This window comes from Agrococcus sp. SL85, assembly GCF_026625845.1.
Classification (GTDB): Bacteria; Actinomycetota; Actinomycetes; order Actinomycetales; family Microbacteriaceae; genus Agrococcus.
Genome location: NZ_CP113066.1, coordinates 1,002,503 through 1,017,187 on the forward strand (window position 1 = coordinate 1,002,503; position 14,685 = coordinate 1,017,187).

Here is a 14,685-nt window from a genome sequence, read left to right on the forward strand (position 1 = left end):
CCGCGAGGCCTCAGAACAGCCGCGCGTGCCCCGAGTCGATGCCGCGCATGTCGTCGTAGTCGAGCACGACGCAGCGGATGCCGCGGTCCTCGGCGAGCGTGCGCGCCTGCGGCTTGATCTCCTGCGCCGCGAAGACGCCCGTCACGGGCGCGATGCGCGGGTCGCGGTTCAGGAGCTCCAGGTACCGCGTCAGCTGCTCGACGCCGTCGATCTCGCCGCGCCGCTTGATCTCGACGGCCACGGTCGCGCCGCCCGCATCCCGCGCCAGGATGTCCACCGGCCCGATCGCCGTCATGTACTCGCGCCGCCACAGCTCGTAGCCGTCGCCGAGCCGCTCGATCTGCTCGGCCAGCAGCACCTGCAGGTGCGCCTCCACGCCGTCCTTGACGAGGCCGGGGTCGACGCCCAGCTCGTGCGAGGAGTCGGCGTGCACCTCGTGCACCGAGACGATGAGCGAGTCGCCCGTCTTCCGGTGCTTCACCGTCCACACCTCGGTGATGCCGGCGGCGGCCTGCTCCTCGTCGGGCTCGGAGGCCTCGAAGGTCGCGGGCGGGCTCATCCAGTTGAGCGGCTTGTACGAGCCGCCGTCCGAGTGCACGAGGATCGAGCCGTCGGCCTTCAGCATGAGCACGCGGGGCGCGAGCGGCAGGTGCGCCGAGAGGCGCCCGGCGTAGTCGACGGAGCAGGTGGCGACGACGAGCCTCATGCGGATGCCTCCTCGGGCGTGGGGGAGCGGCGCTCGCGCGCGACGTGCGCGGTGACGAGCGACATGAGCACGAACGCGAGCACGGCGGTGAGCGCGAGGCGGATGCCGAGCTCCTCGCCCAGCAGGCCCAGCAGCGGCGGCCCCGCGAGGAACGCGAGGTAGCCGATGGCCGAGACGGTGCCGACTCGAGCGCCCGCGAGGCGCGGGTCGTCGGCGGCGGCGCTCATGCCCACGGGGAAGCCGAGGCTCGCGCCGAGGCCCCAGAGGACGACGCCGGCCACGACGAGCGCGGGCAGGTCGGCGACGATCACGAGCAGCAGGCCCGCGGCCGCGACGACGGCGGAGGTGCGCAGCACCGGCACGCGCCCGAAGCGGTCGAGCAGCCAGACGCCGCCGAGGCGGCCGGCCGTCATGGAGGCCAGGAACAGGGCGAGCATGAAGGCGCCGCCCTCCTTCGTGAAGCCGTGGCCGTCGACCATGACGAGCGCGAGCCAGTCGTTGGCCGAGCCCTCGGTGAGCGCCATGCCGAGCACCATGAGGCCCAGCAGCAGCGTGCGCGGATCCTTCCAGACGCGCAGGCGCTCCGCGAGCGTCACGGGCTCCTCGTGCGCCTCGGCGATCTCGTCCGGCAGGCGCCGGTAGGCGTAGGCCGCGACGCCGGCCGTGAGGGCGAGCACGACCGTCGCCTGCACGCCCAGGCCCACCCCGAGCAGCTCGAAGAGCCCGCCGATGCCCGCGCCGGCGACGGTGCCGAGCGAGAAGAAGGCGTGGAAGATCGGCATGATCGAGCGGCCGAGCGCGCGCTCGTTCGCGGCGCCGGAGATGTTCATGGCGACGTCGGTGATGCCCGTGAGGCTGCCGCCGATGATGAAGCCGAGCACGAGCAGCCAGGTGATGCCGGCCTCCGCGGCCCAGCCGGCGATCGCGAGGCCCGTCGCGGTCGCGACGAGGCCCACGCCCACCGCGCGGCGCGTGCCGAAGGCGTGCACGACGTGGCTCGCGGCCAGGAGGCCCGTCACCGAGCCGAGCGAGATGCCGAGCAGCAGCAGGCCCATCTCGCCCGTGGTCGCGCCCAGCGTGTCGCGCACGTGCGGCACGCGCGCGAGCCAGCTGGCGAAGCCCATGCCCATCGTGAAGAAGGCCGCGAAGACGGCGTTCCGCCATGCGGCGAGCTGGGGCTGGGGCACCACGACATCCTGCCGCATCCCGTGAGCCGATGCTCGGCTCCGCCAGCGCGTCGCCTGGGGCGATCGGGAGTACGTTCCGAGCATGGGCGATCCCGTGATCCTCACCCAGGGCCTCGTGAAGCGGTTCGGCAGGGTGCGCGCGCTCGACGGCCTCGACCTCGAGGTCGCCGCCGGGGAGGTGCGCGGCTTCCTGGGCCCCAACGGCGCCGGCAAGTCCACCACGATCCGGGTGCTGCTCGGCATGCTGCGGGCCTCCGAGGGCGCGGTGCGCGTGCTCGGCATGGACCCGTGGCGCGACGCCGTGCCCATCCACCGGCGGCTCGCCGCCGTGCCGGGCGACGTCACGCTGTGGCCGAACCTCACGGGCGGCGAGGCGATCGACACCATCACGCGCCTCCGCGGCCACCACGCGCCCGCGCCCGAGCGGCAGCGGCTCATCGAGGCGTTCGACCTCGATCCCCGCAAGCGCGCGAAGACCTACTCGAAGGGCAACCGCCAGAAGGTCGCGCTCATCGCGGCCCTCGCCTCGGAGGCCGACCTCTACGTCCTCGACGAGCCGACCAGCGGCCTCGACCCCCTCATGGAGGCGGTGTTCACCGAGGAGGTGCGGCGCATCGCCGACCGCGGCGCCACCGTGCTGCTCTCGAGCCACATCCTCAGCGAGGTGGAGCGGCTCTGCTCGCACGTCTCGATCATCCGGGCAGGGCGGATGGTGGAGTCCGGCACGCTCGAGCAGCTGCGGCACCTGCAGCACACCGCCGTCGCCTACACGGGCCCGGCGCCGGAGGGGCTGCCGGTGAGCGACGTGGCGGTCGACGGCGCCCGGGTGCGCATGAGCGTCGCGCCCGACGACCTCCCCGCGGTGCTCGGCTTCCTCGCCGCGCGCGGCGCGGCCGCGGTCACGATGCAGCCGCCGAGCCTCGAGGAGCTGTTCCTCAGGCACTACGGGCCGGAGGCCGCGGCCGAGGACGCCGCGAGGTCCGGGCCGTCCTCCGAGCGCGGCGCGTCCGCCCACGGCCGCCGCGCGAAGCGGCGGTGACCCCGTGCGCGGCCTGGGCCTGCTGCTCGGCTCGATCCTGCGGCGCGAGCGGCTGCTCCTGCTCGTGTGGACGGTCGGCATCGTGGGCCTGTGGGCCGCGGGACTCGGCGGCGTCGGCGCGGCCTTCGACGAGGAGGCCCGGCGCGGGCTCGTCGCGCTGCTCGCGGCGCAGCCGGCGCTCCTGCTGCTGCGCGGCGCGCCGGCAGGCATCGAGCTCGGCGCCGTCATGTTCGTCTCCACCGCCGGCTACCTGGCGGTGATGCTGGGTCTGATGCTGACCTTCTTCGCCGTGCGGCACTCCCGCGGCGACGAGGACGCCGGCCGCGCCGAGCTCGTGCGCGGCGGCGCGGTGGGCCGCTGGGCGCCGCTCGCCGCGACGGTGCTCGCCGGTCTCGTCGAGGTCGCCGTCGTGATCGGGCTCTTCCTCGCCGTCTCGGTGGCGCAGGGGCTCGACGCCTGGCCCTCGACGCTCGCGGCGCTCGGCCTCGCGGGGGTCGGCGTCGCGGCGCTCCTCGTGGGGATCCTCGCCGCGCAGGCGATGCCCTCGTCGCGCGGCGCGAACAGCGCGGCGGCGCTGATCGTGGGCGCGTGGTTCGTGGTGCGCGGCATCGGCGACGCGCTGGGCGAGGCGAGCGCCGACCTCACGCGAGTCACGCCCGCGTGGCCCGCGTGGGCGTCCCCGATCGGCTGGGCGAGCCTCGCGCATCCCTTCGCCGATCCGCCGTGGGAGCCGGATCCCACGCCGCTGCTGCTGTTCGTGCCCCTGGTGCTCGTGCTCGGCGGCGCCGTGGTGGCGGTGGAGTCGCGGCGCGAGCTCGGCGGGTCGCTGCTGCGGTCCCGCCGAGGCCGCGGCACGGGCTCGCCGCTGGTCGGGATGAGGCCGCTCGGCGCACCGCTCGGCCTCGCGCTCCGCGTGACGCGCGGCGGCGTCATCGTGTGGGTGGTCGTCGCCGCGGTGCTCGGCGCGGTCGCGGGGCGCCTGGCGCCCGCGGTGGCGGGCGCGCTCGACGACAACCCGGCCCTCCGCGCGCTCGTGCAGGCGATCGGCCAGGACTCGGGCACCGACACCGAGGGCATCTTCCTCACGGCGCTCGCGGGCATCGTCGGCGTGCTCGCGTGCGCCGCGGCGATGCAGCCGGTGCTGCGGCTGCGGCACGAGGAGCTCGCGCACGGCGAGACCGTGCTGGCCGCCGCGGTGCGCCGCACGGGCTGGCTGGCCAGCCACCTGCTGCCTGGCCTGCTCGCCTCGCTGCTGACGCTCGCGGTGTTCGCAGGGGTCGTGGGCGGCTCGCTCGCGGCCGCGGGCGACGAGCGCTGGTCGCAGCTGGTCGCGATCCAGGTGACCCACCTGCCGCTCGTGGGGATCTTCCTGGCCGCGGCCGCCGCGATCGTGGCCTTCGTGCCGGCGGCGGCGCAGTGGCTGGGCTGGCTGCTGCTCGTCGGGCTCCTGCTCGTGGGCGAGTTCGCGCCGCTGTTCGGGGTGGACTGGGAGTGGGTGCAGCGCGCGAGCCCGTTCTTCTGGGTCGCGAACCCGCTCGACGCGGAGCCCGACTGGGCGGGCTCCTGGTGGATGCTCGGCGTCGCCGCGGCGCTGCTCGCGGCGGCCTTCGCACGCTTCGCCCGCCGCGACGTCACGGTCTAGGCGGCCTCCGCCGCTGGTCGAGGGGCGCGCGGCGCCGCCGCGCGCGCCACGAGGCCCCGGAGGATTCCGCTCCCAGCGAGGCGCCGACTGGACCATCCGCTCGGCTCCCCGCTCAGGGCCGATTCCTCCGGGCTGCCGTGCGGCTCACGCCGGGCGCCACCGCGCGAGGTCGTCGGCAGTGGCGGCGAGGAAGCGGTCGAGGATCCCGTCGACGTCGGCGCGGCTGCGTCCTCCGCGCAGCTCGAGCTCATCTCCGAGCGCCACGATCGGTTCGAGCACGGCGTCCTCGGAGTGCCCGATCGCGTCGTGCGCCCACGCCGTCACCTCGGGGAGGCTCCGTGATCCGGCGCGCGCCTCCAGCACGAGCGCCCGCAGCGCGATCCGGCGGGCGTCCGGCAGGGTCAGACGTTCGAGGCCCGACCCCAGCTCCTCGTGCGCCCGCGCGACGAGCTCGGCGGCCTCCGAGCGGCTCGCGTCGGGGTGGGCTGCCGCGAGCGCGACCACCGCCTCGCCGTCGTGCCCGTCCAGCAGCGCCATGGTCGCCGCGTCGATCGAGGGCTGCAGCCGCCCGTGCACGAGCAGCGCCGCATGCGCCGCGGCCATCGCGTCCGCCGTCCCCGCCTCCATGGCCCCATGCAAGCAGAGTCGGGGCGCGCAGAGGCCCGGAGGAACCAGCGCCCAGCGGTGCCATGGCCGCGCATCGCAGCCATGTGCCCGCTCAGGGCCGATTCCTCCGGGCCCCGCTCGGGCCGCGAGCGTCAGCAGCTCGCGAGCAGCATCGGCACGAGCAGCTCGTTCAGGTTCCAGAGCGGCGGCTGCTGGCCCGAGGCGTCGCGGCCCGTCACGCCCAGGGACACCTGCCGCGAGCCGTCCGCCGAGGTGTACGCCACGCTGATGGTGCCCAGGGCCGCGCCGTCGTGGCCGTAGAGGAACTCGCCCGGCACGCACGGGTCGGGCACGCGGTAGACGCCGAGGCCGTACTCCAGCAGGTCGGTCGTCACGGGCGTCACCATCTCGTCCACGAGCGGCTGCGGCACCACCTCGCCGGTGATGAGCGCCTCCGTGAAGGTCGCGAGGTCCTCGGTGGTCGAGACGAGCGCGCCCGCCGCGGCGAACACCGTCGGGTCGAAGTGCTGGAGGTCGGTCCAGGTCGCGCCGTCCCACATGGCCTCGCGCAGCTCGCGCCCGCGCATGCCGGGGCGCTCCGCGTAGCGGCTGTCGTCCATGTCGAGCGGCTCGAGGATGCGCTCCTCGATGAGCTCGCCGAGCTCCTCGCCCGTCGCGGTCTCCAGCGCCGCCCCCAGCACGACGTAGGCGACGTTCGAGTAGACGAAGGCGCCGGGCTCCGTCCACGCGCCGCCGTCGGCGACGGCGAGGTGGTCGGTGTCGGGGAAGCGCTCGCCGATCACCGCGACCGACTCCTCGACCGAGGTCGGGTCGTCCATCCGGCCGGCCAGGAGCGCGTCGGTGCCGTACGGCATGCCGGAGGTGTGGCTGAGCAGCTGTCGCAGGGTCGCGTCGGGATGCGCCGGGAGGATCGTCGGGTCGATCTCGCCGATGGTCGAGTCGAGGCTCCAGGTGCCGGCCGCGACCTCCTGCAGCACGAGCGCGGCCACCAGCATCTTCGTGGTGCTGGCCGCGCGGAACGGGCTGTGCTCGAGGGCCGGCGGCCGCCGATCCTGGATGCGGCTGCCGGCGGCGTCCGCCCACACGCGGTCGCCCGACTCGACGCGCGCGGTCACGGCGATGGCGCCGTCGTCGACGAGCCGCTGCACCGCGGCCTCGAGCGCCGGGCCCTGCTCGCCCGGCACGGCCTGCGGCGGGCTGCCGGCCTCGGCCTGCGGCGCGGTGCCGGTCTCCGCGTGCGGCGCGGTGCGCGCCTGCGGCTGCGGCGCCTGCCAGAGCTGCTGGTGCAGCACCACCTCGTCGGGCAGGGGATCGGGCACCGGCTGCACGGCCCCTCCCGTGAGCGCCATCGCTGCTGCGATGGCGGCGGCGGTCGTCAGGGCGTTCCTCGTGCGCATCCGTGTCTCCTCATCGATCCCGTGTGCCTGCTCCGAGCGTCGCCGCCGCGGTGGCCGCCGACCCCTCCACGCAAGCAGGTCGCCCCCGCGCCCCGCATCCGTCGCCCGACGGAACCGCCGCTCCGCCCTCCGGCCGACCGCCCCTCCCGTCGTGCAGGCTCAGCGGCGAGCGGGCGCGACCATCGCGTCCGCGGCCCGCTGAGCCTGCAGTACCGGAGCGGGGGGCGGCCTCAGCGCGCGCGGCCCGGCCGCAGCCACGCGCCCGTGCGGGCCCGCAGCCCGAGCGTCGTCGCGCGCGCGCCGAGGTAGCCGAACGAGAACGCCGCCCACACGACGGCGAGGGCGTCGACGCCCGGCAGCAGCGCGAGGAGCAGCAGCGGCAGGTAGACGAGCACGTTGAGGATGCCGGTCCAGGCCAGGTACCGCACGTCGCCGGCGCCGATGAGCACGCCGTCGAGCACGAACACGAAGCCCGCGATCGGCTGCGCGAGCGCGAGCAGCGCGAGCGCGACGGGCAGCGCCGAGAGCACCTCGGGGTCGGCGGTGAAGGCGCGCCCCGCGACCCACGCGAGCGCGAGCAGCAGGACGCCCACCACGACGCCGAAGCCGATGCCCCACGCCTGCAGCCGGCGCGTGACCGCCCGCGCCTCGGCCACGTCGTCGGCGCCCAGCGCACGGCCCACCATGGCCTGGCCCGCGATCGCGAGCGCGTCGAGCGCGAACGCGAGGGTCGAGAAGATCGCGAAGGCCACCTGCGTGGCGGCGAGCGTCGCCGTGCCCGCCTGCGCCGCGACCACGGTGGTCGCCACGAGCCCCACCCGCAGCGAGAGCGTGCGCACGAGCAGCCATCCGCCCGTCGAGGCCGTGCGGCCGAGGCTCCCGAGCCGGAGGCCCAACGGCACCGCCTCGCGCCGTGCCTCGCGCAGCGCGATCGCCCCGAGCCACGCGGCCATGCCCCACTGCGCGAGCACCGTGCCGATCGCGGAGCCCGCGATGCCGAGGTCGAGGCCGTAGATGAGCACGGCGTTGAGCACCGCGTTGGCGCCGAAGCCCGCGCCGGCCACCAGGAGCGGCGTGCGGGTGTCCTGCAGGCCCCGCAGGAGCCCCGTGACGGCGAGCACGACGAGCATCGCCGGCAGGCCCAGGATCGAGATGCCCGCGTAGGTCGCGGCGTGCTCGGTCACCTCGGGCGCCGCGCCGAAGGCCGCGACGACGGGCCGCGCGAGGGGCAGCGCGACCAGCAGGGCGGCCCCGACGACGACCGCGAGCCAGACGCCGTCGATCCCAGCGCGGATCGCGGCGGGCCGGTCGCCCGCGCCCAGCAGGCGCGCCACGGCGGGCGTCGTGCCGTAGGCGAGGAACACCAGGAGGCCCACGACGGTGCCGATCACGGTGGTGCCGATGCCGACGCCCGCGAGCTGCTCGGCGCCGAGGTGCCCCACGAGCGCGGTGTCGACGAGCAGGAACGCCGGCTCGGCCACGAGCGCACCGAGCGCGGGCACGGCGAGGCGCAGGATCTCCCGATCCCGGCCGTCGAGCCGCGCGCGCACCCTGCCACGCTAGCCGCGACCGCCCACGCGAGGACCCTCCCGGCGGCGCTGCCGCATCGCGCCGTCCGCCCAGGGCGGACCCTGCAGCATCGCGCCGTTCGCCCAAGGCGGACGCCGGGGCGTCGCGGCGGCCGCCACCCTAGGATCGGCACATGACGACCCTGCCCTCCGGCCTCCCCGTCGACGACTTCTCCGACCGCATCCGCCCGCAGGACGACCTGTTCCTGCACGTGCACGAGCGCTGGCTCGAGCGCACCGAGATCCCCGACGACCGCGCCCGCTGGGGCTCCTTCGCCGTGCTCGCAGAGGCGGCCGAGGGGGCCGTGCGCGAGATCGTGATCGAGATGCAGCAGGCCGAGCCCGGCACCGAGGAGCGCAAGGTCGGCGACCTCTACGCCTCCTTCCTCGACGAGGCCGCGGTCGACGCGAAGGGCATCGAGCCCATCCGTCCGCTCCTCGAGCGCATCGACGCCGCGACGACCGTCGACGAGCTGCTCGTGCTGCTGGGCGAGATGGAGGCCGAGGGCGGCCCGAGCTTCGTCGGCCAGTGGGTCGACAACGACCCGGGCGACCCCACCCGCTACCTCGTGCAGATGGTGCAGGGCGGCCTCGGCATGCCCGACGAGTCGTACTACCGGGAGGAGGCCTTCGCCGAGATCCGCGAGGCCTACCTCGCGCACCTCGCGACCATGCTCGGCCACCTGGGCGCCGAGCAGCCCGAGGCCGAGGCCGCCGTGGTCTTCGCGCTCGAGACCGAGCTCGCGCTCCACCACTGGAACCGCGTCGACTCCCGCGACGACGAGAAGACCTACAACCTCCAGCGCCCGCTCGAGGACCACCCGCGCCTCGCGCCGTGGCTGCGCGCGGTGCGCGCGCCCGAGGGCACGTACGACGAGGTCGTCGTGCGCCAGCCGAGCTTCCTCACGGGCCTCGCCTCGATGCTCGTCGACGAGCGGCTCGAGGAGTGGCGCTCGTGGGCCCGCGCGGGCCTCATCCGGGGCTACGCGCCCTACCTCACGACGCAGATCTCGCGCGACCAGTTCGCGTTCCAGGGCACGGTGCTCACGGGCGCCGAGGTGCAGCGCGAGCGCTGGAAGCGCGGCGTCGCGCTCGTCGAGGGGCTCCTGGGCGACGCGGTGGGCCGCATCTACGTCGAGCGCCACTTCCCGCCGGAGGCGAAGGACGCGATGGACGTCCTCATCGAGCACCTCGTCGAGGCGTACCGCACCTCCATCGAGCAGCTCGACTGGATGGGCGCCGAGACGCGCGAGCGCGCGCTCGCGAAGCTCGACGCCTTCACGCCGAAGATCGGCTACCCGAAGCGCTGGAAGGACTACGGCGGCGTCGAGATCGGCGACGACCTCGTGGCGAACGTGCGCGCGGCCTCGGGCTTCGAGCACGACCGCGAGCTCGCGAAGGTGGGCAGGCCCATCGACCGCGACGAGTGGTTCATGAACCCGCAGACGGTCAACGCGTACTACAACCCGGGCTTCAACGAGATCGTCTTCCCGGCCGCCATCCTGCAGCCGCCGTTCTTCGACGCCGGCCGCGATGCGGCCGCGAACTTCGGCGGCATCGGCGCGGTCATCGGCCACGAGATCGGCCACGGTTTCGACGACCAGGGCTCGAAGTTCGACGGCGACGGCCGCCTGCAGGACTGGTGGACCGAGGACGACCGGAGGGCCTTCGAGCTGCGCACGGGCTCGCTCATCGCGCAGTACGACGCGCTCGAGCCCGCGGCCGCCCCCGGCCACAAGGTGAACGGCGCGCTCACGATCGGCGAGAACATCGGCGACCTCGGCGGCCTCGGCATCGCGTGGAGGGCCTATGTCGCCTCGCTCGGCGGCGAGGAGCCGCCGGTGATCGACGGCCTCACGGGCGCGCAGCGCTTCTTCCTCTCGTGGGCGTACGCGTGGCAGCTGAAGATCCGGCCCGCCGAGGCCGTGCGCCTCGTCTCGGTCGACCCGCACTCGCCCAACGAGCACCGCACGAACCAGGTGGTGAAGAACATCGACGCCTTCGTCGAGGCCTTCGACGTGCGCCCGGGCGACCGCCTGTGGCTCGACCCGGAGGCGCGCGTCACCATCTGGTGAGGCGCGCCGGGAGGCCCGCTCCGGGGGACGTTGCTGGGAGCGGGCACTCGGTCGCCGTGGGTATCGTGGGCGACGGACCAGGCCAGCCGATGCTGGCACCTCGACGGCAGGAGCAGACATGCGCGGCAGGATCCTTCTCGTGATCGGCTTCGGCGCGGGCTACGTGCTCGGCGCGAAGGCCGGTCGTCAGCGCTACGAGCAGATCGCGAGCGCGGCCGACAAGCTGTGGAACTCGCAGGGCGTCGCGAAGCAGCGGCACGAGGTGCAGCGCTTCGTCGAGACGAAGGCGCCGAAGCTCGTCGAGGCGGCGACCGATGCCGCCGGCGAGGCGATCGACAAGGTGACGCGACGCGACAAGGGTCGCGGCGCGGGCTCCAAGGGCGCCTGATGCCCCAGCGAAAGTCGCTCGGCGAGCTCCTCGCCGAGACCCCCACGCTGATCGTCGACCTCATCAAGTCGGAGGTCGAGCACCTCAAGGCTGAGGTCGCCTCGAAGGCGAAGGGCTACGGAATCGGCGCGGGGCTGCTCGGCGCGGCCGGCTTCTTCGCGATCTTCCTGTTCGCGTGGCTGCTGCACGCGGGCTTCGAGGGCCTCAACGAGGTCTTCGCGCCCTGGCTGTCGGCGCTGCTCGTGGCCGCGTTCCTCCTGTTGCTCGTCGGGATCCTCGCGCTCGCGGGGCTCGCCTCGATCAACCGCAGCAAGGGCGGCCTCGAGACGATCGACTCCATCAAGGACGACGTCAACATGGTCAAGGGCCTCGGCCACGCCGCCGACGGCACCGACCCCCTCGACGACCTGCCGAGCCGGAACGGAGGCGCGCGATGAGCGACCAGCGCGAGATCGACCGCAAGCGCGAGGAGGTGCGCCAGCACCTCGAGGAGATCGAGGCGCGGGTGAACCCGAAGAAGGTCGCCGACCGCGTCATCGGCCGCGCGCAGGACTCCTACAACGAGGATCCGACGCCGTGGCTCGCCGCGGCGGCCGGCGCCGCGGTGCTCGTCGTCGGCGGCATCGTGCTCGCCGTCCTCGGCAAGCGCTGACCCTGGACGGTCGCGCGCCTGTCGCGCTCACCGAGGAGGGCCTGGCCTTCCTCGCGGAGCGCCACCTCGCGACGCTCTCGACGATGCGCCGCGACGGGTCGATCCACGTGACGGCCGTCGGCTTTACGCTCGAGGTGCGCGAGGGCGGCCTCGTCGTGCGCGTCATCACCGACGGCGCCTCGCAGAAGGCGCGGAACCTGCTGCGCGATCCGCGCGCGAGCGTCGGCCAGGTCGACGGCGCGCGCTGGATCTCGTTCTCGGGCACCGCCGCCGTCACGGACGACCCCGAGCGGGTCGCCGAGGCCGTGGCGAGGTACGCGGACCGCTACCGCCAGCCCCGCGAGAACCCCACGCGCGTCGCGATCGAGATCGCGGTCGATCGCGCGATGGGGTCGCGCGGCCTCGTCGCCTAGGCCGCGACGGCCGCGGAGGCGGCGAGCTCGCGGCGCTCGACCTGCAGCGTGGCGAGGTCGACGCGCACGGCGGTCTCGGGCGCCATCTCGTGCCAGCCGTCGCCCGTGAGGCCGCTCGAGGTCACGGCGATCGAGCCGTCCTCCGAGCGCCGCCACGACAGCCGGTAGTAGTGGTCGACGTGGTCGGCCGGCAGGTCGCAGCCGAGGCCCGAGGCCTCGAACTCCTGATGCGGGATGGGGGCGCCCTCGTTGGCGTGCACGGCCACGAGCTCGTCGGGGGAGAGCACGAGCAGGTTGAGCGCGGCCCGCGGGAACTCGCGGCGCAGCTCGACGACGGTCGCGGTGACCGCGTCGAAGAGCGGCTCGCCCGCCGCCAGGCGGCGCAGGATGAGCGCGAAGACCACGGCGGTGTCGGTGTCGCCGCCCACGCGCGCGAGCTCGGCGTCGGTCACCTTCGCGCGCAGCTGCGGGAAGGGCGAGATCGAGCCGTTGTGCGCGAGCGCGATGTCGTCGACGCGGAACGGGTGCGTGTTCGAGACGCGGTTCGCCATGCCCTCGGTCGCGAGGCGCAGGTGCGTGAGCCGCGCCCGCGAGGGGGTGTCGCCCAGCGCACCCGTGAGGTCGGGGCTGTCGATGCCCTTCGCCGGGTCGCGGTAGCGGCGGATCTCCTGGCCGTCGAGCCATGCCGTGCCCCAGCCGTCAGCGTGCAGCCGGCCCAGCCGCTGCCACTCGGCCGCAGCCGAGTCGCCGATGACGTCCTTCGTGGTGGCAGGGGCGGGGGAGACGTGCGCGAGCAGTCGGCACATGGGTCTCACCTTCCTTCCTGTTCCCACCATCATCCCGCATCCTGCGACGCGATGCAGGGCGCGTGCGTCATCCTGCGTCATGCGCGCCGCCCGGCGCGGGCGCCCGAGGTGCGGGAGGATGGTGGGATGCGAGTCGAGCTGAGCCTGGAGCAGCGGGCGATCCTCGAGCGCATCGAGGGCGGCGAGCAGCACCTCTTCATCACGGGCCGGGCCGGCACGGGCAAGTCGACGCTGCTGCGGCACCTCGTCGAGGGGTCCGACCGGCAGGTGGTCGTGTGCGCGCCGACGGGCGTCGCGGCGCTCAACGTGGGCGGCCAGACGATCCACTCGCTGCTCAAGCTGCCGCTGGGCGTCATCGCCGACGCGCCGCTGCGGCAGAGCGCCGAGCTCAAGCGCATGCTGGGCAAGCTCGACCTGCTCGTCATCGACGAGATCTCGATGGTGAACGCCGACCTCATGGACGCCATCGACCGCTCGCTCCGGCAGGCGCGGGGCGTGCGGGCCGTGCCCTTCGGGGGCGTGCAGGTGGTCATGTTCGGCGACCCGTACCAGCTCTCGCCCGTGCCGGGCGACGGCGAGGAGCGGGCCTACTTCGCCGACCACTACGACTCGATGTGGTTCTTCGACGCGCGCGTGTGGCGCGAGGAGGCCGAGCTGCACGTGGTCGAGCTCGTGCACATCCACCGCCAGGCCGACCTCGAGTTCAAGCAGGCGCTGAACGCGGTGCGGCACGGCACGGTGACGGCCGAGATCGCGCACCTGCTGAACGCCGCGGGCGCGCGCACGCCGCCGGACGACGACGTGCTCACGCTCGCGACCCGCAACGACACCGTCACGCGCATCAACGGCCGCGAGCTCGCGCGCCTCCCCGGGCGCCCCAAGACCGCCTCGGCCGAGATCACGGGCGACTTCGGCGGTCGGCAGTTCCCCGCCGACGCCGAGCTCGAGCTGAAGCTCGGCGCGCAGGTGATGTTCCTGCGCAACGACTCCGAGGGCCGCTGGGTCAACGGGTCGCTCGGCAAGGTCGTCGACATCGGCGGCACCGTGTGGGTCGAGGTCGACGGCGAGCAGCACGAGGTGGAGCCGGCGGTGTGGGAGCAGTACCGCTACTCGTACTCGCCGACGACGAAGGAGATCAAGCGGGACGTCGTGGCCGAGTTCACGCAGTTCCCGCTGCGGCTCGCGTGGGCGGTGACGATCCACAAGTCGCAGGGCAAGACCTTCGACCGCGCGATCGTCGACCTCGGGCAGCGCGCGTTCGCGCCCGGCCAGACCTACGTGGCGCTCTCGCGCCTCACCTCGCTCGAGGGCCTCTACCTCTCGCGCCCGCTGCGTCCGGGCGACATCATCGTCGACCAGCGCGTGCGGCAGTTCATCCACGGCATCCGCGAGCGGGAGGCCGCGCGGGCCGCGGGCGCCGACCTGCGCGAGGAGCCGGCGGCCGCGCCGGGCGCGGTCGTGCCCACCGAGACGGCGGCGGAGGCGGACCGCCGCGACCGCGCGGACGCCTTCGCGCCCGACGGGCCGACGCCCTTCTAGGCGCGGCTCCGGGCCGCGATCGCTCAGGCGGCGCGCCCGCCGCCCGCCGCGGCGTGGTCGAGCACGGGCAGGGCCGCGAGCTCCTCCAGGAACCGCGTCGCGGCGAGGCGCTCGTCGCTCGAGAGGCGCGCGGCGACCTCGAAGCGCCGCGTGTGGTCGCGGCCCACGGACTCCTGCGCGGTGCGGCTCGTGGCCTCGGTGACCACGATCGACAGCGCGCGGCGGTCGGTGGGGTGGGGCTCGCGGCGGATGTGGCCGGCGCGCTCGAGCCGGTCGAGCATCTTCGTCACCGAGGGCCCCGTGATGCCGAGGTGCTCGGCGAGCATCGTCGACGTCACGATCGTGCCGTCGTGCCCGGTCGCGAGCACGAAGCGGATGGCGCGCATGTCGTTCCTGCCCAGGCGCATGCGGCGTCGGCTCGCCTCGCTGTGCGCGTCGGAGGCGCGATGCCAGCGGCGCAGCGCCGCGAAGAGCGCGACGATCTCGTCGATGTCGCCGTCCGAGAGCCCGGCGCTGCGGATGAGCTCGGCGGAGGCGTCGAAGCGGCGCGGGTCGAGCATGGCCCGCTCGCCCGCTCCCGCGTCGTCCGCGAGGTCAGCCATGCGCCGAATACTACTCATCAATCTCGTAGTTGCAACGGCTAACC

15 protein-coding genes are annotated in these 14,685 nt (G+C 74.5%); 8 read left to right on the plus strand and 7 right to left on the minus strand.

Annotation, left to right across the window (positions count from 1 at the left end):
• Window positions 1–10: 10 nt before the first annotated feature.
• Together nucS and OVA14_RS04915 are read right to left on the minus strand one after the other, a co-directional pair.
• Window positions 11–706: an endonuclease NucS gene (nucS, locus tag OVA14_RS04910; RefSeq protein WP_267505148.1), complete on the minus strand. Its 696-nt coding sequence runs from the start codon at window positions 704–706 to the stop codon at window positions 11–13.
• Complete coding sequence (locus OVA14_RS04915) at window positions 703–1,893, minus strand: MFS transporter (protein ID WP_267505149.1); 1,191 nt, start codon at window positions 1,891–1,893, stop codon at window positions 703–705. The genes nucS and OVA14_RS04915 overlap by 4 nt, the downstream gene beginning before the upstream one ends.
• A gap of 82 nt (window positions 1,894–1,975) precedes the next feature.
• Between OVA14_RS04915 and OVA14_RS04920 the strand changes: the two genes are divergently transcribed.
• Window positions 1,976–2,932: an ABC transporter ATP-binding protein gene (locus tag OVA14_RS04920; RefSeq protein WP_267505150.1), complete on the plus strand. Its 957-nt coding sequence runs from the start codon at window positions 1,976–1,978 to the stop codon at window positions 2,930–2,932.
• A 4-nt stretch (window positions 2,933–2,936) separates the two neighbouring features.
• Entirely contained in the window at window positions 2,937–4,574 is a 1,638-nt protein-coding gene (locus OVA14_RS04925; RefSeq protein WP_267505151.1) for a hypothetical protein, read from the plus strand.
• A 144-nt stretch (window positions 4,575–4,718) separates the two neighbouring features.
• On the opposite strand, the gene OVA14_RS04930 is transcribed toward OVA14_RS04925, so the two are convergent.
• From OVA14_RS04930 to OVA14_RS04940, 3 genes are all read right to left on the minus strand, one after another.
• On the minus strand, window positions 4,719–5,201 hold the full coding sequence (locus OVA14_RS04930) for a hypothetical protein (RefSeq protein WP_267505152.1): 483 nt from the start codon (window positions 5,199–5,201) through the stop codon (window positions 4,719–4,721).
• Window positions 5,202–5,332: 131 nt separating this feature from the next.
• Complete coding sequence (locus OVA14_RS04935; protein ID WP_267505153.1) at window positions 5,333–6,598, minus strand: serine hydrolase domain-containing protein; 1,266 nt, start codon at window positions 6,596–6,598, stop codon at window positions 5,333–5,335.
• 230 nt (window positions 6,599–6,828) lie between these two features.
• Complete coding sequence (locus OVA14_RS04940; RefSeq protein WP_267505154.1) at window positions 6,829–8,148, minus strand: MATE family efflux transporter; 1,320 nt, start codon at window positions 8,146–8,148, stop codon at window positions 6,829–6,831.
• 152 nt (window positions 8,149–8,300) lie between these two features.
• Here OVA14_RS04940 and OVA14_RS04945 point away from each other — a divergent pair, with 152 nt between their 5' ends.
• From OVA14_RS04945 to OVA14_RS04965, 5 genes are all read left to right on the plus strand, one after another.
• A complete protein-coding gene (locus OVA14_RS04945; protein ID WP_267505155.1) occupies window positions 8,301–10,241 on the plus strand; it encodes a M13 family metallopeptidase in 1,941 nt (646 codons plus the stop codon).
• 118 nt (window positions 10,242–10,359) lie between these two features.
• Window positions 10,360–10,629 carry a hypothetical protein gene (locus tag OVA14_RS04950; RefSeq protein ID WP_267505156.1) on the plus strand — a complete coding sequence of 90 codons (270 nt, stop codon included), beginning with the start codon at window positions 10,360–10,362 and terminating at the stop codon, window positions 10,627–10,629.
• Window positions 10,629–11,066, plus strand: a complete 438-nt coding sequence (locus OVA14_RS04955) for a phage holin family protein (protein ID WP_267505157.1) — start codon at window positions 10,629–10,631, stop codon at window positions 11,064–11,066. Before OVA14_RS04950 ends, OVA14_RS04955 begins: the two co-directional genes overlap by 1 nt.
• The gene (locus tag OVA14_RS04960; protein ID WP_267505158.1) at window positions 11,063–11,281 is read left to right on the plus strand and encodes a DUF3618 domain-containing protein; all 219 of its coding nucleotides are present in this window, start codon (window positions 11,063–11,065) and stop codon (window positions 11,279–11,281) included. Before OVA14_RS04955 ends, OVA14_RS04960 begins: the two co-directional genes overlap by 4 nt.
• Window positions 11,282–11,283: 2 nt before the next feature.
• The gene (locus OVA14_RS04965; RefSeq protein ID WP_267505499.1) at window positions 11,284–11,694 is read left to right on the plus strand and encodes a pyridoxamine 5'-phosphate oxidase family protein; all 411 of its coding nucleotides are present in this window, start codon (window positions 11,284–11,286) and stop codon (window positions 11,692–11,694) included.
• Here OVA14_RS04965 and OVA14_RS04970 read toward each other — a convergent pair.
• Window positions 11,691–12,500: a class II glutamine amidotransferase gene (locus OVA14_RS04970; RefSeq protein ID WP_267505159.1), complete on the minus strand. Its 810-nt coding sequence runs from the start codon at window positions 12,498–12,500 to the stop codon at window positions 11,691–11,693. The two genes, OVA14_RS04965 and OVA14_RS04970, sit on opposite strands and share 4 nt — an antisense overlap.
• Window positions 12,501–12,626: 126 nt before the next feature.
• Here OVA14_RS04970 and OVA14_RS04975 point away from each other — a divergent pair, with 126 nt between their 5' ends.
• A complete protein-coding gene (locus OVA14_RS04975; protein WP_267505160.1) occupies window positions 12,627–14,039 on the plus strand; it encodes an ATP-dependent DNA helicase in 1,413 nt (470 codons plus the stop codon).
• A 23-nt stretch (window positions 14,040–14,062) separates the two neighbouring features.
• Here OVA14_RS04975 and OVA14_RS13470 read toward each other — a convergent pair whose 3' ends face one another.
• Window positions 14,063–14,641 carry a MarR family winged helix-turn-helix transcriptional regulator gene (locus OVA14_RS13470; RefSeq protein ID WP_324288046.1) on the minus strand — a complete coding sequence of 193 codons (579 nt, stop codon included), beginning with the start codon at window positions 14,639–14,641 and terminating at the stop codon, window positions 14,063–14,065.
• Between the last annotated feature and the right edge of the window lie 44 nt (window positions 14,642–14,685).